Genomic DNA, 25,273 nt, shown 5'->3' on the forward strand with positions numbered 1-25,273 from the left:
CTTTCATAGTATACATGTAGAAGTGTTAGAATGAAAGCGATTATAAATAACTTAAACCCTTTGTAATCTTATTTTAATAAACTTCTCCTCATTTACTTTAATTTAATTACACTGTTTTTCTTTCGAATAAGGCCACAGTTTCAATATGTGTTGTATGTGGAAACATATCGACTGGTGTTATTTCTTTTAAATGATATAGATTAGCTAAAAGTTGAGCATCTCTTTGTTGTGTTGAAGGATTACATGAAATATAGATAATGCGCTTAGGGGCTAACTCTAATAATGTTTCTATAAAGACTTGATCGCATCCTTTTCGTGGAGGATCGACCATGATAACATCAGGTTCTATTCCTTTTTGTTTCCATTCAATTATCACTTCTTCTGCTTTACCACATTCGAACGTTGTATTATCAAAATGATTAATTAAAGCATTTTGCTTGGCATCTTCAATAGCTGATGGCACAATTTCGACACCATATACATGTTTAGTCACTGGTGCCATGTAAAGCCCAATCGTTCCTATACCACAATATGTATCTAAAACAATTTCATTTCCACTTAATTGAGCATAGTCAATAGCTTTCTGATATAATTTTTCTGTTTGAACAGAATTAATTTGATAAAACGATTGATCACTAATTTCAAAAATAGTTTCACTTAACTTATCTGTAATTTTATCTTTTCCATATAAAGTCATCGATTGCTTACCCATTATGACATTTGAATGTGAATTATTAATATTTTGTTTAATACTTGTTATGTCAGGATATACCTCTGTTAGTCTATGTACTAGCGTTTCAGCTTCTTTAAATTTAGAACCATTTGTTACAAATATAATCATAACTTCATTTGTATAATGACTTGTTCGAATGACTACATGACGTAATAACCCTTTTTTATTTTTTTCATTATAAATGCTTACATTCAATTCATTTAACCACTGTTTTATATCATTCATTAGTTCTTGTTGTTTTTCATCTTGAATTAAGCAACTATCCATATCAATGATGTCATGACTTCTTTGACGATAATATCCCATTATCGTTTTATTATTTTTATCTTTACCTACAGGAAGCTGGGATTTATTTCTATACCGCCAGGATGATTCATACCAATAGTATCGTGAATCACTGTTTCCTCTAATTTCGCCTTTTTATGAAATAAATTAACAACTTGTTGTTTTTTCATTTTTAGCTGAGATTCATAAGACATATGTTGTAACTGGCATCCTCCACATTTCTCATAATATATACAAGGAGGTGTTACTCTTTGCTCACTTTGTTTTAGTACTTTTAATAGTTTACCAATAGCAAAGTTTTTCTTTACTTTAATTACCTTAAACTCTACTTCTTCATCAATTAACACATTAGGAACAAAAATAGGATAACGATCTAATTTAATCACACCATGTCCTTCATGCGTTAAATCTATCACTTTTCCTTTTATTACATCATTTTTATTAATCATCACTATTATTTTTTCACTCCATATGAAAAAGAGGTACGTATAACTTCTTACCTTTTCAAACCAGAAATTATAGATAACCTCTTTTTAACTTCTTATTTCATTTTCCCTAATTCGTTTAATTCTTAAATACTTTAATGATTTTCAGATAGCTCATCATTATAAATATCTTTAGGCGTACAAACTTCAATATGCTGTTTTAAATTTAAAAAGTTTGCAGGTAATTTACCACCATATTCTCCATCTACATTTAATTGCATATCTGTAAATGATGAAATATTAATTGATTTTGCTTTTTTATATATTACTTTAGGATGTTTGGTATGTTCACCTCTAGAAGCTAATGTCATGATATGGCCTAATTCAGCTAAGTTTGCTTTCTCAACGATAATTAAAGTATAATACCCATCATCTAACTTAGCATCAGGTACAAGTTTTTCAAAGCCTGCCATTGAATTGGTAAGCCCTAGTAAGAATAATAGTGCTTCTCCTTGGAATACCTCATTATCATATTCAATTCTCAAATCGACTGCCTTCATTTGCGGCAACATTTCGAAACCTTTTATATAATATGCAAAAGGTCCAACAATAGATTTTAAGCGACTAGGTGTTTCATAGGATACTTGCGTGAGCTTACCTCCAGCAGCTAAATTTATAAAATATCGGTTATTCATTTTTCCAATATCTACTTTTGTCGTATGACCTTTAATAATAACATCTACTGCACCCATAATATCATTTGGTAAATGTAAAGCTCGTCCAAAATCATTCACTGTACCCATAGGTATAATACCTAATTTAGGTCTATTGGGTTGTTCAGCAATTCCATTTACAACTTCATTTAAAGTGCCATCACCGCCAGCGGCTATAATAATATCATAGTTTTGTTCAAGTGCACGTTCCGCTTCAAGTGTAGCATCTCCTTCTCGTTCAGTTGCATAAGCACTTGTTTCATAACCTGCACGTTCTAATTTTATTAAAACATCTGGTAAAGTGCGTTTAAATAGCTCCTTTCCAGAAGTTGGATTATAAATGATTCTTGCTCGTTTTCTCATAAGTTATCCCTCTACTTTTTATTACATAACACTATATTAAATGATTTATGAATGAGTTAAAAGTATTTATACCCATTCTTTTAAATTTTTGTAGGTATCATTTTGTTGTACAATTGTTGTAATAAACTAACCGAAGTAAAGAATATCTCATTCTTTTGACACTAGGAACAAACTAAATACTTTGCTTATCTATCCTATTGAAATCCAATATCCTTTTCTTTAGAAATATGAATAAAAAACTGTTCACAATCTCAAACACTTTGTGAACAGTTTATCTTAAACTTATATTTAATACCTCATATGAGATGAGCTATTATCTTTTATCCAATTCTTGTTTTAATAATTGATTGACTTTTTGAGGATTAGCTTGACCTTTTGAAGCTTTCATAATTTGACCCACTAAGAAGCCCATAGCTTTGCCTTTACCATTTTTATAATCTTCAACAGATTGTGGATTATTATCTAAAGCTTCATTAACAAATTTTAATAGTGTAGCTTCATCTGAGATTTGAACTAAACCTTTATCTTCCATAATTTGTTTAGCATCTCCACCATTTTCAGCTAATTCTGGGAATACTTTTTTGGCAATTTTACTACTCATTGTTCCATCTTCAATAAGCTTAATCATTCCAGCAAGATTTTCAGGAGTTAATTTTGTATCTTCTAAATCTACTTGATTTTTATTAAGATATTCATTAACGCCACCCATCAACCAGTTAGATGTTAGTTTAACATCTGCGCCATGTTCAATCGCACCTTCAAAGAAATCAGACATTTCTTTAGTAAGGGTTAATACATGTGCATCATATTCAGGTAAGCCTAGTTCATTAACATATTTAGCTTTACGTTCGTCAGGCAATTCTGGAATGGTTTGTCGCACACGTTCTTTCCACTCATCATCGACATATAAAGGTACAATATCTGGTTCTGGGAAGTAACGATAATCATCAGAACCTTCTTTAACTCGCATTAAAATAGTTTTACCAGTAGATTCATCAAAACGACGTGTTTCTTGACCAATCGTACCACCGTTTAATAATTCTTCTTCTTGACGTTTTTCTTCGTATTCTAAACCTTTTCTAACATAGTTAAATGAGTTTAGATTTTTCAATTCAGTTTTAGTACCGAATTCTTTTTGACCGTAAGGACGTAATGAGATATTAGCGTCACAACGTAGTGAACCTTCTTCCATTTTACAATCAGATACACCAGTATATTGGATAATTGAACGTAATTTTTCTAAATAAGCATATGCTTCTTTAGGAGAACGAATATCTGGTTCAGATACAATCTCTATTAATGGTGTACCTTGACGGTTTAAGTCTACTAAAGAGTAACCATCTTTATGAGTTGATTTACCAGCATCTTCTTCCATATGAAGACGAGTAATACCAATACGTTTCGTTTCACCATCAACTTCAATATCAATATATCCATTTTCACCGATTGGTTGATCAAATTGAGAAATTTGATATGCTTTCGGATTATCTGGATAAAAATAGTTTTTGCGATCAAATTTAGAATTTGTAGCAATGTCCATGTTTAGAGCCATTGACGCACGCATCGCCCAATCTACTGCTCTTCTATTTACAACAGGTAAGACACCCGGATAAGCTAAATCAATAACATTAGTGTTTGAGTTAGGTTCAGCCCCAAAATGCGCTGGTGATGGAGAGAACATTTTTGAGTCTGTTTTTAATTCAACGTGAACTTCAAGTCCGATAACTGTTTCAAAATGCATTATTTCCACTCCTTATAATTTTTCGTATGCGTCGTGTAAGTTAAATTGTGTTTCATATTGATATGCCACACGATATAATGTTTTCTCATCAAATGGTTTACCAATAAATTGTAAACCTATTGGACGTCCGTTTGATTGGCCACATGGCACAGAAATGCCAGGTAAACCAGCTAAGTTAACAGGCGTAGTTAATAAGTCATTTGCATACATTGTTAAAGGATCATCAATTTCTTCGCCTAAATTAAACGCTGTTGTTGGAGCTGTAGGTCCTACAACAACATCATAATTTTCGAATACTTTATCGAAGTCATTTTTAATTAATGTTCTAACTTTTTGAGATTTATTATAAAATGCATCATAATAACCAGAACTTAATGCGAATGTACCTAAGAAGATACGACGTTTAACTTCGTCTCCAAAGCCTTCAGAACGAGACATTTTGTATAATTCTTCTAATGTTTGCGCTTCTTTTGAATGATAGCCATAACGAATACCATCGAAACGTGCTAAGTTTGCAGATGCTTCAGATGATGCAATTACATAATAAGAAGGAATACCATATTTAGTGTTTGGTAATGATACTTCATCAACTTCTGCACCAAGTGACTTTAATGTTTCTACTGCTTGTTTTACAGAGGTTTTTACTTCCTCACTAACACCTTCTCCTAAGTATTCTTTAGGAAGTGCAATTTTAAGACCTTTGATATCTTTACCAATTTCAGAAGTAAAATCAACGTCTTCAACCGGTGCACTTGTAGAGTCATTTTTGTCTGCACCTGCAATTGCTTCTAATACCATCGCATTATCTTTAACATTACGAGTGATTGGCCCAATTTGATCTAATGAAGATGCAAAAGCAACTAAACCAAAACGTGATACACGGCCATATGTAGGTTTCATACCTACTACACCACAATATGCAGCTGGTTGTCTGATTGATCCACCAGTATCAGACCCTAAACTAAATGGTACTAGTCCTGCTGCTACTGCTGCAGCTGAACCTCCAGAAGATCCTCCTGGAACTGCTTGATGATCGAATGGATTGACAGTTTTTTTGAAATAAGATGTTTCTGTAGAACCACCCATTGCAAATTCATCCATATTTAATTTGCCGATTAACACTGCATTTTCTTGATGTAATTTATTCATCACTGTTGATTCATAAATCGGTACAAAACCTTCTAACATTTTACTTGCACAAGTTGTTTCGACATCTTTAGTGATAATATTATCTTTAATTCCCATTGGGATTCCAAATAATTTACCTTCAAATTGATCTTTAGCTTGTAACTCATCTAATTCTTTAGCTTTTTTAATTGCATTTTCTTTATCCAAAGCTAAAAATGATTTAATTGTTGGATCTGTTTCTTCAATAGCATCATAAATATCTTTAACTACTTCAGAAGGTTTAATTTTTTTACTCTTAATCATTTCTGAAAGTGTTTCAACAGATTCATAACGAATACTCATCTTAAGCGTCCTCCTCATTCATGATAGCTGGTACTTTAAATTGACCGTCTTCTGTTTCTTTCGCATTTTTTAATGCAAGTTCTTGAGGAATACCCTCGATTGCTTTATCATCACGTAACACATTTTGTAAATCTAAGACATGATATGTTGGTTCCACACCTTCAGTATCTGCTGAATCATTTTGCTTTGCAAAATCTAAGATACTTTCAAGTGTATTAGCCATTTCTTCAGTTTCTTCAGGAGAAATTTGAAGTCTTGCTAAATGTGCTATATGTTCAACTTCTTCGCGTGTAACTTTAGTCATTATTAAAAAAGCCTCCTTATTACTCATTCATCATAAAATTGTATCAAATTTTCAGTTAAAAATCTAAATATTTATTATACTCAGTGTATTAACTATTCTTAGCAAAGTTAAGTATTAAAATAACTTTCTTATGTAACTCATTTATATAGTTATCTATAAATATACATTAATTTCTATTAATAATTTATTAATATTAAGGTTATATAATAAAATGAATTATTTTTTATCTATACTCTAATTCTCGTTAACACTTATCATTACATTGAAATAGACTGTTATTTATAGATAAAATTTTACTTCTCTAATCTATAAATATCATTGTATAATATTACATGTAACTAATTTAAAAATCGTCACTTCTTTTTTCAGTACAATGTTGTTGAAAAACATAAATTTAAAAGTTTTAAAGGGGGTAATTACAATGTTTGTATTAGGTGCAAATTTAGGTACTCATGCTAACACAAGCTGGCAGACTTATATTATGATTGCAATCTATTTTATTATTCTGCTAGTGATTGGTTACTATGGTTATAAACAGGCAACCGGCAATTTAAGTGAGTATATGTTAGGTGGGAGAAATATAGGCCCATATATTACTGCTTTATCAGCCGGTGCTTCAGATATGAGTGGTTGGATGATTATGGGACTTCCAGGGTCAGTTTATAGCACAGGTTTATCGGCAATATGGATTACGATTGGTTTAACTATTGGTGCCTATGTTAACTATCTAGTTGTTGCACCAAGGCTTAGAGTATATACAGAAGTTGCTGGAGATGCAATTACGCTCCCTGATTTTTTCAAAAATCGTCTTAATGATAAACATAATATCATTAAAATTATTTCTGGTCTTATTATTGTTATTTTTTTCACTTTATATACGCACTCTGGCTTCGTTTCTGGAGGTAAATTATTCGAAAGCGCATTTGGATTAAATTATCATTGGGGACTTATTTCAGTCGCAATTATTGTCATTTTATATACCTTTTTCGGAGGATATTTAGCTGTTTCTATTACTGACTTTTTCCAAGGGGTTATTATGCTTATCGCAATGGTAATGGTACCAATAGTTGCTTTGATGCAACTTAGTGGATGGGATACATTCCATCAAGTAGCTGAAATGAAACCAACTAATATGGATTTATTTAGAGGCACTACTTTTTTAGGTATGATTTCATTATTTGCATGGGGATTAGGTTATTTTGGTCAGCCTCATATTATTGTACGATTTATGTCTATTAAATCTCACAAACTTTTACCTAAAGCACGACGCTTAGGAATAAGTTGGATGATTGTAGGTTTACTTGGAGCTGTGGGTGTAGGGTTAACTGGAATTGCTTTTATTTCGAAAAATCATATTAAAATGGACGATCCAGAAACATTATTTATTATAATGAGCCAAGTTCTTTTCCATCCTTTAGTAGGTGGATTCTTACTTGCTGCCATTCTAGCTGCTATTATGAGTACAATTTCTTCACAATTATTAGTGACTTCAAGCTCACTTACAGAAGATTTCTATAAGCTCATTCGCGGTGAAGAACATGCTCAGTCACATCAAAAAGAATTTGTACTTGTAGGCAGATTATCTGTGTTAGCTGTGGCCATTGTAGCTCTTGCTATTGCTTGGTCTCCTAATGACACTATATTAAACCTAGTCGGAAATGCTTGGGCTGGTTTTGGTGCAGCGTTTAGTCCACTTGTTCTTTTTTCTTTATATTGGAAAAAACTAACACGTGCGGGTGCGATAAGTGGTATGATTGCTGGAGCTCTCGTAGTCATTATTTGGATTGTCTGGGTTAAACCACTTGCTAATATTAATGAACTATTTGGTATGTATGAAATTATACCTGGTTTTATTAGTAGTGTAATCGTTACATACCTTGTTAGCATCTTCACCTATAAATCAAACTATTCTATTGAACAACAGTTAAATCAAGTTAAAACCATTGTTCGCGAAAAATAAATTAATTTATTGAATATTAAAAAGAGGCTGTGACACGACGTGTCACAACCTCTTTTTGATTAATTACTATAAATATGGACTTGTGGGTCTTTATCATCTTTTGTTTTACTAATAAGTGCTCTTGAATTGTTACCATCTTTTATACGAATTTCGTAACTATCTATATTATCAAAATATTTCTTAGCTTGTTCTGTTACATATTGTGTAATTCCTATTGTTTCAGCTTGACCATAGTAATCGATTGGCAAATCAATCACTAGTTTATTAGGTTTCTTATCTACAAATTTCACTTTTCCAATTGCTTGAGTAAAATTAGAGAAATAAGATTGAAGATCATCATTAAATTGCTTAAAATTATTATTTAGATTTTTGTCATATTTTTCTGCTTCTGTTGAAGGTAAAAGTGCTGAAATCTCATCAATTTTATTCCATTTATTAATTTTAGTTTGTTTGTCATCAACAGTAGTATTAGCAATAAAGTGTCCTGGCGTAATTGCATCTTGACTCGATTGAACATATATTGCAAAGTGAATTGGAATATTTTTCAAATCTTTATTTGCTCTAAGGCGTGTAAGTAACTCTTGAGCCATTGCTTTACCTTGTTTTTCAATTTCTTTATTATCTAGCGATTTGCTATATGTTTCTCCATCTTTTTCTTTTTGATAATAATAGACACTATTCATAGCAAGACCAATTGTTATGCCTTTAATTGTTTTTCCTTTTGTATCATTTGTATCATAAAAATCTTGTTCTAAGATATTAGATAAATAAGCAGGAGAACTTTCTGCTATTTTTTCTGGTTTAGTTTCTCCATCATGTGATGGATTAAGACCTAAATTTTCAGTAGCTTTTTTTGATTCCTTTTCACTTTCACTCATATTATCAATTTCGTCTTTAGAATACTTGGGATTTAAATATGCGTTAACTGTATTTTTGTCTAAATACTGCCCATCTTGATATAAAAAATTATCAGTTGGAAATACAGACTTACTTAGATGTAATAAACCATTTTCGAAATCTTCACCGTTATAGCTATTAGCCATATTATCTTGTAATACTCCACGAGCTTGGCTTTCTTTAAATGGTAAGATTGTACGATAATTATCTCCTTGAACTTCTTGATCAGTGGCAACTGTTTTTACATTATTTGAATTTTGTTCTTGTTGCTTATTATTTGACTGACTATTTTTATCATTCCCATTGCCACACGCTGTCAATATCATAAGCGACGTTATAACTAATAATAATAACCGCTTCATTACGTTCTCCTCTATTCTGATATTTCATTTTGTTTTTCAATAAATTGTGATTCGGACCATATTTCTGTATCAAATTGTTCAGCTTTAGACAATTTTGAGCCAGCATCTTCACCAGCTATTACTAAATCTGTACTTTTAGTTACACTACTTGTTACTTTAGCACCTTGCATTTCTAACCATGTTGTTGCTTCTTTACGTGTCATTTGTTGTAATTTTCCAGTAAGAACAATAGTCTTATTTTGAAATTCTGGATGTCCTTCAATTTCAGAGGATTTAACACCTTTATATGTCATGTTGACATTTTTATCTTTTAATTTTTCAATAAGTGCTTTAATATCCTCATTATCTAGATACGTTACTACAGATTGTGCTAATTTATCTCCAATATTATGAATCGCTATCAGTTCTTCTTCTGTCACTTTAAGTAAACGATCCATGGTTTCAAATTTCTCTGCTAAAATTTGACTTGCTTTGGCGCCAAGATGTCGTATACCTAAACCAAATAATAAATGTTCTAAAGAATTTTGTTTTGCATGTTCAATAGCGCTTAATAAGTTTTCTACTTTTTTTGTACCCATTCGTTCTAAAGGCAATAAATCTTCTTTATTTAAATAGAAAATGTCACCTACATCTTTAATAAGTTGATGATGATACAGTTGCTGAATAATTTTATTTCCTAGTCCGTCTATATTCATCGCTTGTCGAGAAACAAAATGAATCAATCCTTCCACAAGTTGAGCTTGGCATTTTGGATTGATACATCTAAGCGCAACCTCTCCTTCAATACGCACTAATTCATGACCACAACTTGGACAATGCGTTGGCATACGGTATGGTTTTGCATCATTTGGACGACGGTCAATAATACTTCTTACGACTTCAGGAATAATATCTCCAGCTTTTTTCACTATAACGCTATCACCGATTCTAATATCACGTTCTTTAATCAAATCTTCATTATGAAGCGATGCTCTTGAAACTGTAGTACCCGCAACACGAATAGGTTCTAAAATGGCTGTCGGTGTAACGACGCCAGTACGTCCTATACTTAATTCAATATCTTTAAGTTCTGTGACAACTTCTTCGGCTGGAAACTTATAAGCTATTGCCCAACGTGGAGATTTTTGAGTAAATCCCATTTCGTCTTGTTGATCAAGATCATTCACTTTAATAACAATTCCATCAATATCATAAGATAACTGTTCACGTTGTTTAGTCCACTTTTTAATATATTCTAGTACACCCTCTATATCTTCTACGCGTGCACGTTCATGATTAGTTTTAAAACCTAAACGATCTAATTCATCTAATGCATCACTTTGAGTAGTAGCGTTAAAATCTGTAAAATCATTTACACTATATAAAAAGACACTTAGTTTACGTTTAGCAGCTAATTTAGGATCTAATTGTCTTAAAGAACCTGCTGCTGCATTACGTGGATTAGCAAATGGTTGTTCTTCATTTTTTTCTCTCTCATCATTCAATCTCATAAAGGAACGACGTGGCATATATGCTTCTCCACGAACTTCGACATTTAAAGGTTCTTTAATTTTAAGAGGAATCGCATGAATAGTACGTAGATTTTCTGTAATATCTTCTCCTGTGGTACCATCTCCTCGCGTTAATCCCTGCACAAATCGTCCATCTTCATACTTTAAAGAAACTGCTAAACCATCAATTTTTAGCTCACACATATATTCCACTTTACCAATATGTTCTCGAATACGTTCATCAAAACGTCTTAATTCTTCTTCATTAAAAGCATTACCTAAACTAAGCATAGGTGTTTCGTGATTTACTTTTTCAAATGATGATTGAGCTTCTCCACCAACCCTAACTGTTGGAGAATCGTCAGTTTTTAGTTCAGGATGTGCATTTTCAATGTCAATTAATTCACGTAATAATTTGTCATATTCACTATCAGGTACAGATGGATTATCTTTTACATAATATTCGTAACTATATTGATTTAATAAATCATGCAGTTCATTGACACGATTTTGAATGTTATCCATTTACTAATCCTCCTTTTTTTCGATAGGCGCAAATTGAGCTAATAAACGCTTAGGACCTTCAGATTTAAATATAATATCTAATTCAACAGAGCCATTTTTTTCACTTACATTACTCACCATACCTTCGCCCCATGATTTATGTGTCACTTTATCTCCTACCTTCCAATCTGAAGCAGATACTTGTTTTTTAGTAGAAGTCGTACGTTTACTAAAACCACGTTTTGACGGTGTCGTTGACTTAGAAGTGATTGTTTGTCGTTTTGATTTTGCTGGTGTTTCTAATAATTCTTCAGGTATTTCTTTTAAGAAGCGTGATGGTAGATTTGCTTGTGAACGTCCAAATAACATACGAGAAGTTGCATGTGTAATATATAACACTTCTTCTGCACGTGTGATGGCTACATAACAAATTCGTCTTTCTTCTTCCATCTCATGTTCGTCATCACTTTTAATTGCTCTAATATGAGGGAAAAGTGATTCTTCCATACCCATTAAGAATACAATTGGGAACTCTAATCCCTTTGCAGAATGCATGGTCATTAACGTTACACCACTATCAATTTGTGCTTCATCAATATCTGCGACAAGTGATAAATCAGTTAAAAAGTTAATCAATGATTGTTCTTCTAAAGGTGTATCTTTTTCATAGTCTTTAGGTACAGACATAAATTCATCAATATTTTCAAGACGACTACGTGATTCAATTGTTTGTTCATGTTCTAACATTTGACGATATCCTGATTTTTCAAGTATTTCCTCAACAATCTCACTAATTTCTAAAAATTCTTGTTCTTTAATTAAGTTTTGAACCATTTCATAAAATTGTATACATTCTTGAGTCACTTTTTTAGAGAGCCCTATAAAATCCACTTCTCCTAATGCATCAAACATACTAATATTGTTATCTAGTGCATATCGTTGAATTTTATCAACTGATGATGGTCCTATCCCTCTTTTAGGAACATTAATAATTCTTTGAAGACTAATATCATCATTACTATTTGCTACTATTCTTAAATAACTTAATAGATCTTTGATTTCTTTACGATCATAGAACTTTTGGCCTCCAACCATCGTATAAGGAATATTTGATTTCATAAATGTTTCTTCTAACACACGTGATTGTGCATTTGTTCGATACAAAATTGCCATATCATTATAGTCTTTTCCAGACTTACGATGTTTAATAATTTCACGAACTACATATTCTGCTTCGTCACGTTCAGTCATCGCTTCATAATATTTAATCTTTTCTCCACCATTATTTGCGGTCCATAACCCTTTAGGCTTCCGTTCAGTATTATGTTTAATCACTTCATTTGCAGCTGTTAAAATGGTTTTTGTTGATCGATAATTTTGTTCTAGGAAAATGGTCTTTGCTTCAGGATAGTCTTCCTCGAAAGATAATATATTTTGAATATCTGCACCACGCCATCCATATATTGATTGATCAGAATCACCTACAACACATAAATTTTTAAATTTACTTGCAAGTAATTTAACAAGTGTATATTGTGCTTTATTTGTATCTTGATACTCATCTACATGGATGTATTGAAATTTATTTTGATAGTATTCTAATGCATCTGGTACACGTTCAAATAAACGAATCGTTTTCATGATTAAATCATCAAAATCCAATGCTTCATTTCTAGACAGTTGACGTTGATATCCACTATATACTGTTGCAACCATTTGTGAATGAAAATCATTTGCTTCTTTCATCGCATCTTCGGGCGTTTTCAATTCATTTTTTAAATTACTGATGGCACCAATAAACATTCTCGGTTCAAAACGTTTACTATCAATATTTTCATTTTTAAGTACATCTTTAATTACAGATTTTTGATCAGTTGGGTCAATAATGGTAAAGTTGCGTTCAATGCCAATACGATCTGCATCTCTTCTTAAAATCTTTACACACATTGAATGGAATGTTGACATCCAAATCACTTGAGCTTCTTCACCAACCAAGTGTTCCACACGCTCTTTCATTTCTTTTGCAGCTTTATTAGTAAAGGTAATAGCTAAAATGTTATACGGAGAAACATCTTTTTCATCTAATAAGTAGGCTATGCGATGTGTTAACACCCTTGTTTTACCTGAACCTGCGCCAGCCATGATAAGCAGAGGACCTTCTGTCGTTCTAACTGCTTCACTTTGTTCTTTATTCATATTACTTACTAGAGCATTCATTATTTCGACTCCTTCTTTATTTTTACAGTTTTTAAAGCTTTTTTAATATCTGAGTATATAATATTACCTACAATAATTGTATCGGCATAGTTTTTCATTTCTTTAGCTTCAGTTAAAGAACTAATACCGCCACCATAAAATAATTGTGTATGGGTTAACATTTGGGAAGCGGCTTTGACGATATCTTTATCTCCATATGTACCACTATATTCTAAATACAAAATTGGCAACTTATACATTTCTTCAACGAGTTGAGCATAAGCTTCAATATCTTCAACATCTAACTGAGTATTTGATTGCGTAAGTTTGGCTACTTTACTATCTGGATTAAGAACGACATACCCTTCAAGCATCACTTCTTCAAAATTAATCATATGACCATATTGTTTTAATGCTTTATGAAGCAAACCATTATGATACGTCACATCATTACTATTTAATATTGAAGGTATAAAATAAAAGTCAAAGCCAGGCATTACGCTATCTAAATTTGAAACTTCTAGTACTAAAGGTAATGGATATCTTCTAACTCTACTCATAAGATGAATGACATTATCTTCAGTTACATCGTCTGTCCCACCAATCATGATGGCATCAGTATCTGACATACATAAGGCTTCTAAATTTTCGTCGCTAATCTCTTTGGCAGGATCAAGTTTAAATACATGCTGCCACTTTCTAATGTCATACATTATCCATAACTCCTTCTTTTAACATACACTAAATTATAGCATTTTTACCTTTGCAATTCTAAATCAATACACTAAGTTTATACTAGTATAAATTGTAAAAATTATATTCACAAAAAAGAGACAATTGCTATTTTTAGCTAAGCAATTGTCTCTCTTTATTTATTCTTTTGTTTCAACATTTAATCTATCTAAAATCATTGTATACGCATCATTACCCCATTGCAGTGAGCGTTTAACTCTAGATATCGTAGCTGTTGATGCACCAGATTTCTTTTCTATAGTTGCATAAGTAAAACCTTGCTTTATCATTTTAGCAACTTGAAGTCTTTGAGATAAAGATTGAATTTCATTGACTGTACATAAATCATCAAAGAATTGATAACATTCTTCTCTATCTTTAAGTGTTAAGATGGCATCAAATAATTCATCCAATGCTTCTCCTCTTAATTTTTCAATTTGCATCTCAAGCAACCCCTATTTTCAAATTAAATATAACTATATTTTAACGTATTAATTAATTAAAGTGTAGTTATTTCAATTGAAAATACTAAAACTATATTAGTAAACTTATTCTAAATTAGCACGTTTAAAAATGGTATCAACTTGGTTCAAATGATGTTTTGGATCAAAACACTCGTCTAATTCTTCTTTAGATAAAACATTTGTAATGGTTGAATCTTGTTCTATAAGTTCACGGAAAGGTGTTTTAGTTTCCCAAGATTTCATTGCTTTAGGTTGTACTCTATCGTATGCTTCTTCACGAACCATACCTTTATTAATCAATGCAAGTAAAACGCGTTGTGAGAAAATAAGACCAAATGTTTTATTGATATTATTTCTCATATTATCTTCAAATACTGTTAAACGGTCGATAATATTAGTAAATCTGTTTAAAGCATAGTCTAAAGCAATTGTTACATCTGGTAACATAATTCGCTCTGCAGAAGAATGATAAATGTCTCGTTCATGCCATAATGGGACATTTTCATAAGCAGTCGTAATATAACCACGAATCACTCTTGAAATACCTGTAATATTTTCTGAACCGATTGGATTACGTTTATGCGGCATTGCTGATGATCCTTTTTGACCTTTTGCAAATGCTTCTTCAACTTCTCTCGTTTCAGTTTTTTGTAAATTACGAACTTCTACAGCAAATTTTTCTAATGATGTCGCAATTAACGCTAAAGTTGCAATGTAATAAGCATGACGATCACGTTGAAGTGTTTGAGTTGATACAGGGGCTGTGTCAATTCCAAGATGTTTACAAACGTAACTTTCAATTTCAGGAGGGATATTGGCAAATGTTCCTACTGCACCACTCATTTTCCCAACTTCAATTTCTTTACGTACCTCTTTAAAACGTTTTAAATTACGTTTCATTTCTGTATACCATAATGCCATTTTTACGCCAAAAGTAGTTGGCTCAGCATGAACACCGTGTGTACGACCCATCATTAATGTATATTTGTATTTTTTAGCTTTTTCTTCAAGTACTTTAATAAAGTGTTCAATATCTTTTTCAATAATTTCATTCGCTTGTTTAATTACATAACTTAATGCAGTATCTACAACATCTGTAGAAGTTAATCCATAATGAACCCATTTACGTTCTTCTCCAAGTGTTTCAGATACTTGTCTTGTAAATGCTACTACATCATGACGTGTTTCTTGTTCAATTTCTTTTGCACGATTGACATCAACTTTAGCATTTTCACGAATTTTTTTTACATCGTCCTTAGGAATATACCCTAATTCGCTCCAAGCTTCACAAGCAAGAATCTCCACTTCTAACCATGCTTCATATCTATTTTGGTCTGTCCAAATACTAGACATTTCTTCTCTTGAATAACGTTCAATCATTATTAAACTCCTATCTTATGTAATTATTTTTATAAAAAGCTGTACATTAAATCGTTTTTAAGTAAAATAGTTCGTATTTAACTCTATATTTATAGTTTAACAGATTCTATACTAAAAGTATAAAGATTTTTTATTCTAATTGAATATAGGTTTACGAACTTTATAAAAATATTAAAAGGTCTCTGACTTCTAAAGTGTCAAAGACCTATATATGAGCAGTTATTAAATGTCGTTTTCGATTTTCTTACCAACAAATTGAATATCTTGTCGTAATATCTTTATATTTCCTTGTTTATCTTCAAAGTAAACAGGTTTTTCAATACGTCTGACTGGCATGTATCCTTCTTTTCTCATACGTGCAATACAATCTGAAATAGTTTCATTTTCATTTACCTTGAACTTCACTATGTTCCACAACACTTTCTATTTCTTCTACTTCATATGCTTTTACTTTCTTAGTTCGAACACCTTTAGTCCAGAATCCACCGTGAATGGCTCTAGGTTCATACGCAATGATAAATGCTTTTTCATCTAAACTACGAACAGTTTCCATTAATTTTCGTTCATAACGTCTAGGTGTTAAAATTTGCATTACCATTCGACTTCCATCTCTACCATGTGCTTCATAGTGAGTAACACCATAACCTAAATTTCGTAACTCTTTAGGTAAATCAAGCTCGTATTCTGCAGATGTTACGTTTACAACTGTATAGCCTAATGCAAGCTTTTCTTCAATTTTCATTCCAACAATGATACCTATTGAGAATCCAAAGGCATATGCAATAATATTTTGAATTTGATCTAAACTAGACATCACTAGCCCTAATCCAACAACATATATTAAAACTTCAAGAAAACTTACTACTGCTGCCATATAACGATATCCTTTTAACGTTAAAATCGTACGCATTGTAAGAAATGTAACATAAACAACGTTAATGATGAATATCGCTAATACCATTATCCATGGATTTGACGTAATTACTGACATATTATTCCTCATTTCATTTAACTAAAATTCGAAATAATTTTATCAGTCACAAATAATTTTGTCACTAAAAACTAATAGTAATTAAATCATTTAATTATTAACGTATTCATTTATTCTTTTGTATGTGAATGTTTAGGCCAAGTATAGCGAGTATATGCCAATTCTCTTTTATGTGCATTTTTAACATAATGATTCTCTATCGTTGTTTTTGCATCACTTGGTACTTCTTTGCCCTCTAAGTAGTCATCAATTTGATTATAAGTTACCCCTAATGCTTCCTCATCAGGTAATTGAGGTTTATCATCTTCTAAATCAGCAGTAGGCACTTTTTCATATAAATGTGTTGGCGCTTCTAAATATTCTAAAAGCTGTCTACCTTGGCGTTTATCTAGTCCAAAGATAGGTGCAATGTCAGCAGCACCATCACCATATTTAGTATAAAAACCTGTGATATTTTCAGCTGAATGGTCCGTTCCTAAAACAATACCACTACGATTTGAAGCAATAGAAAATTGTACTTTCATGCGCTCTCTTGCTTTTTCATTTCCTCTTTGGAAATCTGTAAGTTCAATACCCGCTTCTTTCAATGATGCTACACTTTGATCTACTGCTGGTTTAATATTAACTGTAATCACTTCATCAGGTTGAATAAAATGAAGTGCATCTTCTACTTCATCAGCATCCTTTTGTTTACCATAGGGAAGTTTAACTGCTATAAATTGGCATTCTCTTCCTTCTTTACGGAGTTCTTCAACTGCTAATTGCGCTAATTTACCAGTAAGTGTAGAATCTTGACCACCAGATATACCAAGTACTAATGACTTAATAAATGTATGTGATTGAACATAATTTTTTATAAATTGGATAATCTCACGAATTTCTTGTTGACTATCAATATGTTTTTTTACTTTCATTTCTTTTACTACAATATCTTGTAAATTAGTCATTGTCTTCCTCCATTTCCTTAACATGTTCTGCCACTTCAAGAATGCGCTTTTGTTTATTATTCCAACAACTTGTGCTTAAATCTACTGGATATTCTTGTGGATTTAAATAACGTTTATTTTCTTCCCACAATCGTGATAATGATTGTTTTAAATAATCTTGAGTTTCTTTTTCACTTGGTAAGTCATAAACTAACTTACCATTTTCGAAAATTGAATGATGTAAATCAACCGCTTCAAAATGCTTAACATGTTTCATTTTATAAGTATGAACTGGATGGAACATCTTTAATGGTTTTTCTTTATTAGGATTTTCATGTTCAAGCGTGATATAGTCACCTTCAGCCTTGCCAGTTTTAGTATTAATAATACGATATACTTTTTTCTTACCAGGCGTAGTAACTTTTTCCGCATTATTTGATAGCTTGATACGATCTACATATTCACCCTTATTATTTTCAACAGCGACAAGTTTATAAACTGCTCCTAAGGCTGGTTGATCATAACCCGTGATCAATTTAGTCCCTACACCCCAAGAATCTACTTTTGCACCTTGTGCCTTTAAACTGGTAATTGTTTGCTCATCTAAATCATTTGAAGCAATGATTTTTGCGTCTTTAAAGCCTGCATCATCAAGCATACGACGAGCTTTTTTCGATAAATATGCAATGTCACCAGAATCTAATCTTATACCTATAAAATTAATGGAATCTCCTAATTCTTTTGCAACTTTAATTGCAGTTGGTACCCCAGATTTTAAAGTGTGGAACGTATCTACTAAAAACACACAATTTTTATGTCGTTCTGCATAAATCTTAAATGCTTTATACTCATCACCATATGTTTGAACGAGTGCATGAGCATGAGTTCCAGAAACTGGAATACCAAATAATTTACCTGCTCGGACATTACTTGTTGAATCAAACCCACCAATATATGCTGCACGTGCTCCCCAAACTGCGGCATCAATTTCTTGTGCACGTCGTGTACCAAATTCCATTAACGTATCTTGTGGTGCAACTTGACGAATTCTACTAGCTTTCGTTGTAATAAGCGTATGAAAATTTACAATATTAAGTAAAATTGTTTCAATAAGTTGAGCTTGAATTAATGGCGCTTCTACTCGTAATAATGGTTCATTCCCAAAACACAATTCCCCTTCTTGCATCGCGCGAATATTCCCTGTAAATTTCAAATTTTTAAGATATTTTAAAAAATCATTTTTATATCCTATTGATTGTAAATATTCGATATCAGAATCACTAAAATGGAAGTTTTCTATAAATTGAATCATTCTTTTCAACCCATTAAAAACAGCATATCCACTTCCAAATGGCATATTTCTGAAATACAAATCAAACACTGCATTTCTTTCATGAATACCATCATTCCAGTAACTTTCTGCCATATTTATTTGATATAAATCATTATGTAACATTAAACTATCATCTTCGTAACGATACACTCTCATCTCTCCTAACAACCTTTTTGTATATTTTATCACAATTCAATAATAGTGAGTATTTTCGATAATAGTCTTTAATTTAAAAATTAATTTTTTTTAATTCGACAAATTCATGACATAAGTATTTATTGTATGTGTTATATCAGTTACTCGCTTATAATACTATTGAGGTGTTTATATGCTATTAGAAGAAGCTAAAAAATTTATACAAACTATGTATGGTGAATTAAATTACTCAAATCATATTATTTCTAAACGTATCACTGAGATAGAAAAAGAAATCAATCAAACAGGTACCTATACACATACTTATGAAGAACTAAATTATGGTGCTAAAATGGCATGGCGTAATTCCAATCGATGTGTCGGACGCTTATTTTGGGAATCGTTAAATGTTGTGGATGCACGAGATATTTATACAGAACAACATTTCTTAGATGCGCTTCATAATCATTTAAACAAAGCAACAAATGGCGGTAAAATCAAACCATATATCACTATATTTTCTTCAACTGATGCACCTAAAATATATAACAATCAATTAATACGTTACGCAGGATATGAAGATAAAGGCGATCCATCAGAACGCGAGATAACACAATTAGCTAATCATTTGGGATGGAAAGGCAAAGGTACAGACTTTGACGTGCTTCCTCTTATTTATCAATTACCAAATTCACCTATAAAATATCATGAATTTCCAGCTTCATTGATTAAAGAAGTAGATATAGAACATGATCAATTTCCAAAGCTGAAAGATTTACATTTAAAATGGTATGGTGTTCCTATTATTTCTAATATGGATTTGAAAATAGGTGGAATTACATATCCAACTGCTCCTTTTAATGGTTGGTATATGGTCACTGAAATTGCAGTTCGTAATTTTACTGATACTTACCGCTATAATTTGCTTGAAAAAGTTGCAGAAACATTTGAATTTGGTACACTTAAAAATAATTCATTTAATAAAGATCGTACATTAGTAGAATTAAATTATGCAGTTTATCACTCTTTTAAATCACAGGGTGTTTCTATTGTTGACCACTTAACTGCTGCTAAACAATTTGAATTATTTGAAGAAAAAGAGGAACAGCATCATCGTAATGTTACTGGAAAATGGTCATGGTTAGCCCCACCGTTATCGCCAACGTTAACTGCTAATTACCATCATGGATACAAAAATATTATTAAAGATCCTAATTTCCATTATAAAAAAGCGACACCGATGAAATGTCCATTCCACTAATGTACAAGATTCATGAGGTGACAATTCATCATGCATTTATATTATTTAGGTCCCGAAGGTACATTTTCATATTTAGCTGCTAAAAAATATTTTTCAAAAGATAACTTTAACTTCATACCAAAGTCTAATTTATATGAAGTCATTAAGTCAGTAAATAGTGACGCTCAATCTGTAGCAATTGTACCCATAGAAAATTCAATTGAAGGAACTATAAACATTGTGGCAGATGCACTAGCTCAACAACATGTTTTTGCACATGGGGAAATACATTTAGATATTAATTTTGGTTTATATGCGACAAGGGACTCAAAGATAGAAAATATAAAAAAGGTATACTCTATCGCACCAGCCATCAGTCAAACAAGCCAATACATTCAAAAACATCAATTTTCTTACGATTATGTTGACAGTACGATTCAAGGATTAGAAAAAATCTCCTCGGATGTAGCAGCCATTGTCCCTGTAGGTAGTGGTGAAATGTACGGATATACTGCTATAGAGAGTAATATTCAAGATTACCCGCATAATGTTACACGTTTTTTAGTCATAAAAAATGATAATGACTTTGAGTCTAAAACGAATAACACAATGCTATTAATTACCCCTAAGTATGACAAAGCTGGATTACTGGCAAGTATACTGACTACATTTGCATTATTTGATATTAATTTATCATGGATTGAATCAAGACCACTGAAAACTCAACTGGGTATGTACCGCTTCTTCGTACAAGCAGATACCGGGCTATCAGATAATTTGAATAAAGTTATATCAATATTAGAAACATTAGATTTTTCAGTGAAAATTATTGGTGCTTTTCATCGTCAATAAAAGGGAGTGGACAATATTTGTGTTGAATGTATCCTTTCATTCTGAAAACCTAGCCGCATCATATTAAAAATGCCTAGGACCACTCATGAACTCATGATGTCCCAGGCTCTTTTTATATATTTATTTAAAATATTAAGATAAAACATACATAATAAATATATGATTTCAAGATATTTAATTTTATTTTAAATTTAATGTATCAGAAATATCAAATCCTAAAATATATGGCATTAAGAAATAAACAACTACTATAATAATCACTGCAGAAATTAAATTAACCCAAACTCCTACTTTAGCCATTTCTTTAATACTCAACTTACCTGATCCAAATATAATAGCATTTGGGGGTGTTCCTACTGGTAACATGTAAGCACAGTTTGCTGCCATAGCTGCGGGTACCATTAATAACATTGGATGTACACCTACTGCTACAGATAGCGCAGCAAGAATAGGTAAAATCATTGTAGCAGTTGCTGTATTTGAAGTCACTTCTGTTAAAAATAACACAAATATTGTAATGACAATAACTATTACTAGTGGATGCATCCCATCTAACATTTTTAGTTGCTCACCTAGCCATTTTGCTAAACCACTTTCTGAAATTCCTTTTGCTAAAGCTAAGCCTCCACCAAATAATATAAGTACACCCCATGGTAATTCTTTTGCCACTTCCCAATCAATAATTCGCTTATGCTTTTCTTTACTTTTAGCCGGAAATATAAAAAGTAAAATAGAAATAAATATTGCAATTGTACCGTCTGCAACTTCAGATGTTATTGAAAAATTTTTTAAAATAAATTCTCTTGTTATCCATAGTAAACTTGCAAGAATAAAAATAGCTTGAACCACTTTTTCTTCATAAGACATTTTACCAAGACGATTGAGTTTATCTTCAATCAATGTTTGACCACCTGGTAAATACTTCAAATCATGTCTAAATGCGATAAATCTTAAATAAGCCCATGCTAATGCTATTAAAATAATGACTGTAGGAATACCAACAATCATCCATTTAGCAAAGCTAATTTCTTGTCCAAAATGTTGTTCAAATTGTCCTTTTAGTATAATGAGTGGCGGTGTTCCAATAAGTGTACCTAATCCTCCGATGGTCCCAGAATAACCAATAGCTAAGACAAGTGATTTTTCAAACTTCGAAATACTATCTGATTTAACGTCATCATCTTTCAACTCATTCGCTTCTTTAATAATTGCTAAACCAATAGGTATCATTATCATAACAGCCGCTGTATTTGATACAAACATTGATAGGAATCCTGTAGCAATCATGAAGCCTAATAATATTTTACTCGTGCTTGCGCCAATATATCTAATAATAGTTAAAGCTACACGTGTATGTAAATTCCATCTTTCCATAGCAATTGCAAGAATAAAACCACCTAAAATAAAAAGATAATATCATTACCATATTCAGAAGAGACTTGTTCAGGCGAAAGTACATGTCCTAAAGGCAAAAGTATGAGTGGTAAAAAACTCGTTGCAGCAATTGGTATCGCTTCTGTAATCCACCAAATAGCTATCCACACCGTAATTCCTAAAACATATACCCCCTTGAAAGGAAGTTCTACTGGATGAAAGAATGATAAGATAAGAACAAACAATAACGGTCCTAAAATGAGCCCCAATAATTGCCCCATAGAATAAGATTGATTTGTATGATCTTTTTTAGAAAAAAATGTTAAGTATTGTGCATTTCTTCGAAAACCTGATTGTTTAGTCATCTAATTCTCCCCCTTTAAAATTAGAAACTTAACTTAATATATTCTATTTTTAGAAATATGGCATCATCTCAACAAAGTTGATTTGATACCTATTATATTGCAAACAAGCCTCATAGAAATCTGACTTTTTTGAAAATATATAATGATATTATAACATAAAAGAAAACGCTTTATTATATATCATAATAAAGCGCGTATCATTTATTTTTCATCTATAATTATACCTTTTTTAAATTAAATACTAATCAATATTAATTTTTTTAACTTTAACTTTATCATTTTGATTAAATGTCAAATTAGAAATATCTTCTAAATGTAATCTTTGTGTCGAATGATTAAACGAATTACCTGCAATAAAAACATTAGTATGTTTTACATTATTATAACTTCTCACGTGTATAGCATCTCTTTTCATTTCTCCTTCGAAATGATTACCGGTTACAGTCAAATTATCTCCAGCTTGAGTCTTTTGAACTTGTCCTGTAGAAACATCAGCCGCATTTTTTCCATCTTTAACTCCAAGAAAACGAATACCACCATTACAATTTATAAAGGTATTATTTGAGATAAACATTGTCTTTGATTTTAACGGAGTTAATGCATATTCATTCATTCCGTTAAACACATTATTCCTTATATGAATATTTTCGTAAAAGCAATTATAACGACTGGCATGAGAGCCTATCGCTCTATTCCAAGCTTGCATTTTATATTGGTTTGAATTTCCAAAATAGCAATCTTCAATGACAACATTTTTGGTAATCGTGCCATCAGTCGTACCAAATTTAGGAAATGACCCAGGCACTTGAATGTCTAATTGAATTGCTTCAGAAAATGAGCGATCACCATTTACATCAAAAAAGCCTTTAAACTTACAGTTCTTAATATATAAACCATTGATTCCACAAGCATCTAGTGCATGTCCACCTACAACATCAAGTACTGTAATATCTATTAACTCGATATCTTCAGCATGACCTATAGACATTGCGGTATTATTGTAGGGGTACTTTGAACCGTTCATATCAAATATACCACCTTTTATTTTAATATGCCCATTTCCTTGATATCCATGATAGAAACCAAATTTTTTACCATTTTTTAACAATGCATCTCTCGAGTGACGCTGCAAGATGGTATCATCTTCTAATATTAAAGTGGTATGATCATATATCACTAATGCTTTACTAATATAATAAGTCCCAGATGGTATATAAACTGTATGTTCTCCGTATCTTGCGGCATTAAGTGCTTTTTGTATAGCTTTAGTATCTCTTCGTTTATGTTTTCCTTTTAAACCAAAATCCTGTGCATTGATCAATATTTTTTATCCCCTATCTTATGTTGTTATTAAATATATTTGTAACCATAATGGTGTATAGCTATACTATATTTATAATTTAATATTATACATTTTTTAAGGTATTCAAACATTTATTAAGAAAGGGATGTTTATTATGACTAACAAAGCATTGATTGTTGTAGATTATTCTTATGATTTTATCGCTGATGACGGCCGATTAACTTGTGGTAAACCAGGCCAAGATATTGAACAGTTTATTGTAGAAAGACTCAATCAATATCAACATCAACATGATAATATCTTTTTCATGATGGATTTACATTTTGAAGAAGACCCGTATCATCCTGAAACTAAATTATTCCCACCACATAACATTGAAGGCACTTCAGGTCGTCAATTATATGGTAAGGTAAAATCATTTTTTGATAAATATAAAAATGAAGATACTGTACATTATTTAGATAAGCGACGTTATGATTCTTTTTATGGTACTGCTTTAGATAGTTTATTAAGAGAAAGACATATTGATACTGTTGAAATTGTAGGTGTATGTACTGATATATGTGTACTCCATACAGCAATTTCTGCTTATAATTTAGGCTATCATATTATTATCCCTGAACAAGGTGTTGCCTCATTTAATGAAGAGGGTCATCAGTTCGCTTTAGCTCATTTTAAAAACTCATTAGGTGCAAAGGTAGAAGTTATCAATTAAAACATGCTAAAATAAGGATA

At 31.6% G+C, this 25,273-nt stretch carries 19 protein-coding genes and 2 pseudogenes; 4 read left to right on the top strand and 17 right to left on the bottom strand.

Features of this window, described 5'->3' with window-relative positions:
• Positions 1-106: 106 nt before the first annotated feature.
• The 5 genes and pseudogenes from rlmD to gatC all read right to left on the bottom strand — a co-directional run bounded on the left by rlmD (position 107) and on the right by gatC (position 6,034).
• A pseudogene (gene rlmD / locus HMPREF3131_RS02130) lies at positions 107-1,467 on the bottom strand (23S rRNA (uracil(1939)-C(5))-methyltransferase RlmD).
• A 131-nt stretch (positions 1,468-1,598) separates the two neighbouring features.
• Complete coding sequence (locus HMPREF3131_RS02135; protein WP_048761651.1) at positions 1,599-2,519, bottom strand: diacylglycerol kinase; 921 nt, start codon at positions 2,517-2,519, stop codon at positions 1,599-1,601.
• A gap of 313 nt (positions 2,520-2,832) precedes the next feature.
• On the bottom strand, positions 2,833-4,260 hold the full coding sequence (gene gatB, locus HMPREF3131_RS02140; RefSeq protein ID WP_017175240.1) for an Asp-tRNA(Asn)/Glu-tRNA(Gln) amidotransferase subunit GatB: 1,428 nt from the start codon (positions 4,258-4,260) through the stop codon (positions 2,833-2,835).
• 12 nt (positions 4,261-4,272) lie between these two features.
• Positions 4,273-5,730, bottom strand: coding sequence for an Asp-tRNA(Asn)/Glu-tRNA(Gln) amidotransferase subunit GatA (gene gatA, locus HMPREF3131_RS02145; RefSeq protein ID WP_048761656.1), 1,458 nt, complete (start codon positions 5,728-5,730; stop codon positions 4,273-4,275).
• 1 nt (position 5,731) lies between these two features.
• Positions 5,732-6,034, bottom strand: a complete 303-nt coding sequence (gene gatC / locus HMPREF3131_RS02150) for an Asp-tRNA(Asn)/Glu-tRNA(Gln) amidotransferase subunit GatC (RefSeq protein WP_002450027.1) — start codon at positions 6,032-6,034, stop codon at positions 5,732-5,734.
• 421 nt (positions 6,035-6,455) lie between these two features.
• Between gatC and putP the strand changes: the two genes are divergently transcribed.
• Positions 6,456-7,994, top strand: a complete 1,539-nt coding sequence (gene putP / locus HMPREF3131_RS02155) for a sodium/proline symporter PutP (RefSeq protein ID WP_049379620.1) — start codon at positions 6,456-6,458, stop codon at positions 7,992-7,994.
• Positions 7,995-8,053: 59 nt separating this feature from the next.
• Here putP and HMPREF3131_RS02160 read toward each other — a convergent pair whose 3' ends face one another.
• The 10 genes from HMPREF3131_RS02160 to HMPREF3131_RS02205 all read right to left on the bottom strand — a co-directional run bounded on the left by HMPREF3131_RS02160 (position 8,054) and on the right by HMPREF3131_RS02205 (position 19,419).
• A complete protein-coding gene (locus HMPREF3131_RS02160; RefSeq protein ID WP_017175243.1) occupies positions 8,054-9,253 on the bottom strand; it encodes a CamS family sex pheromone protein in 1,200 nt (399 codons plus the stop codon).
• An 11-nt stretch (positions 9,254-9,264) separates the two neighbouring features.
• Complete coding sequence (gene ligA / locus HMPREF3131_RS02165) at positions 9,265-11,268, bottom strand: NAD-dependent DNA ligase LigA (RefSeq protein ID WP_070436413.1); 2,004 nt, start codon at positions 11,266-11,268, stop codon at positions 9,265-9,267.
• Between the two features lie 3 nt (positions 11,269-11,271).
• A complete protein-coding gene (gene pcrA / locus HMPREF3131_RS02170; RefSeq protein ID WP_019835663.1) occupies positions 11,272-13,464 on the bottom strand; it encodes a DNA helicase PcrA in 2,193 nt (730 codons plus the stop codon).
• On the bottom strand, positions 13,464-14,156 hold the full coding sequence (locus HMPREF3131_RS02175) for a heptaprenylglyceryl phosphate synthase (RefSeq protein ID WP_017175246.1): 693 nt from the start codon (positions 14,154-14,156) through the stop codon (positions 13,464-13,466). The genes pcrA and HMPREF3131_RS02175 overlap by 1 nt, the downstream gene beginning before the upstream one ends.
• A 159-nt stretch (positions 14,157-14,315) precedes the next feature.
• The gene (locus HMPREF3131_RS02180; RefSeq protein ID WP_017175247.1) at positions 14,316-14,618 is read right to left on the bottom strand and encodes a YerC/YecD family TrpR-related protein; all 303 of its coding nucleotides are present in this window, start codon (positions 14,616-14,618) and stop codon (positions 14,316-14,318) included.
• Between the two features lie 105 nt (positions 14,619-14,723).
• Positions 14,724-16,019: an adenylosuccinate lyase gene (gene purB / locus HMPREF3131_RS02185; protein ID WP_070436414.1), complete on the bottom strand. Its 1,296-nt coding sequence runs from the start codon at positions 16,017-16,019 to the stop codon at positions 14,724-14,726.
• 222 nt (positions 16,020-16,241) lie between these two features.
• Complete coding sequence (locus HMPREF3131_RS02190; RefSeq protein WP_002455112.1) at positions 16,242-16,424, bottom strand: NETI motif-containing protein; 183 nt, start codon at positions 16,422-16,424, stop codon at positions 16,242-16,244.
• A complete protein-coding gene (locus HMPREF3131_RS02195; RefSeq protein ID WP_070436415.1) occupies positions 16,405-17,010 on the bottom strand; it encodes a DUF2179 domain-containing protein in 606 nt (201 codons plus the stop codon). The genes HMPREF3131_RS02190 and HMPREF3131_RS02195 overlap by 20 nt, the downstream gene beginning before the upstream one ends.
• Before the next feature lie 110 nt (positions 17,011-17,120).
• On the bottom strand, positions 17,121-17,957 hold the full coding sequence (nadE, locus tag HMPREF3131_RS02200) for an ammonia-dependent NAD(+) synthetase (protein WP_049382579.1): 837 nt from the start codon (positions 17,955-17,957) through the stop codon (positions 17,121-17,123).
• On the bottom strand, positions 17,950-19,419 hold the full coding sequence (locus tag HMPREF3131_RS02205; protein ID WP_049382578.1) for a nicotinate phosphoribosyltransferase: 1,470 nt from the start codon (positions 19,417-19,419) through the stop codon (positions 17,950-17,952). The genes nadE and HMPREF3131_RS02205 overlap by 8 nt, the downstream gene beginning before the upstream one ends.
• 178 nt (positions 19,420-19,597) lie before the next feature.
• Here HMPREF3131_RS02205 and HMPREF3131_RS02210 point away from each other — a divergent pair, with 178 nt between their 5' ends.
• Together HMPREF3131_RS02210 and HMPREF3131_RS02215 are read left to right on the top strand one after the other, a co-directional pair.
• On the top strand, positions 19,598-20,665 hold the full coding sequence (locus tag HMPREF3131_RS02210) for a nitric oxide synthase oxygenase (RefSeq protein ID WP_070436416.1): 1,068 nt from the start codon (positions 19,598-19,600) through the stop codon (positions 20,663-20,665).
• Positions 20,666-20,695: 30 nt separating this feature from the next.
• The gene (locus tag HMPREF3131_RS02215; RefSeq protein WP_070436417.1) at positions 20,696-21,496 is read left to right on the top strand and encodes a prephenate dehydratase; all 801 of its coding nucleotides are present in this window, start codon (positions 20,696-20,698) and stop codon (positions 21,494-21,496) included.
• Positions 21,497-21,676: 180 nt separating this feature from the next.
• Here the strand turns inward: HMPREF3131_RS02215 and HMPREF3131_RS02220 are convergent.
• Together HMPREF3131_RS02220 and HMPREF3131_RS02225 are read right to left on the bottom strand one after the other, a co-directional pair.
• Positions 21,677-23,235: pseudogene (locus tag HMPREF3131_RS02220) on the bottom strand (DASS family sodium-coupled anion symporter).
• A gap of 241 nt (positions 23,236-23,476) precedes the next feature.
• Complete coding sequence (locus tag HMPREF3131_RS02225; protein ID WP_070436418.1) at positions 23,477-24,559, bottom strand: glycosyl hydrolase family 28-related protein; 1,083 nt, start codon at positions 24,557-24,559, stop codon at positions 23,477-23,479.
• A 133-nt stretch (positions 24,560-24,692) separates the two neighbouring features.
• Here HMPREF3131_RS02225 and HMPREF3131_RS02230 point away from each other — a divergent pair, with 133 nt between their 5' ends.
• Positions 24,693-25,253: a cysteine hydrolase family protein gene (locus HMPREF3131_RS02230; protein WP_002450084.1), complete on the top strand. Its 561-nt coding sequence runs from the start codon at positions 24,693-24,695 to the stop codon at positions 25,251-25,253.
• The last annotated feature ends 20 nt before the right edge of the window (positions 25,254-25,273 follow it).

Origin of the sequence: Staphylococcus sp. HMSC14C01, assembly GCF_001808085.1 — a bacterium.
In the GTDB taxonomy this organism is placed as follows: Bacteria; Bacillota; Bacilli; order Staphylococcales; family Staphylococcaceae; genus Staphylococcus; species Staphylococcus hominis.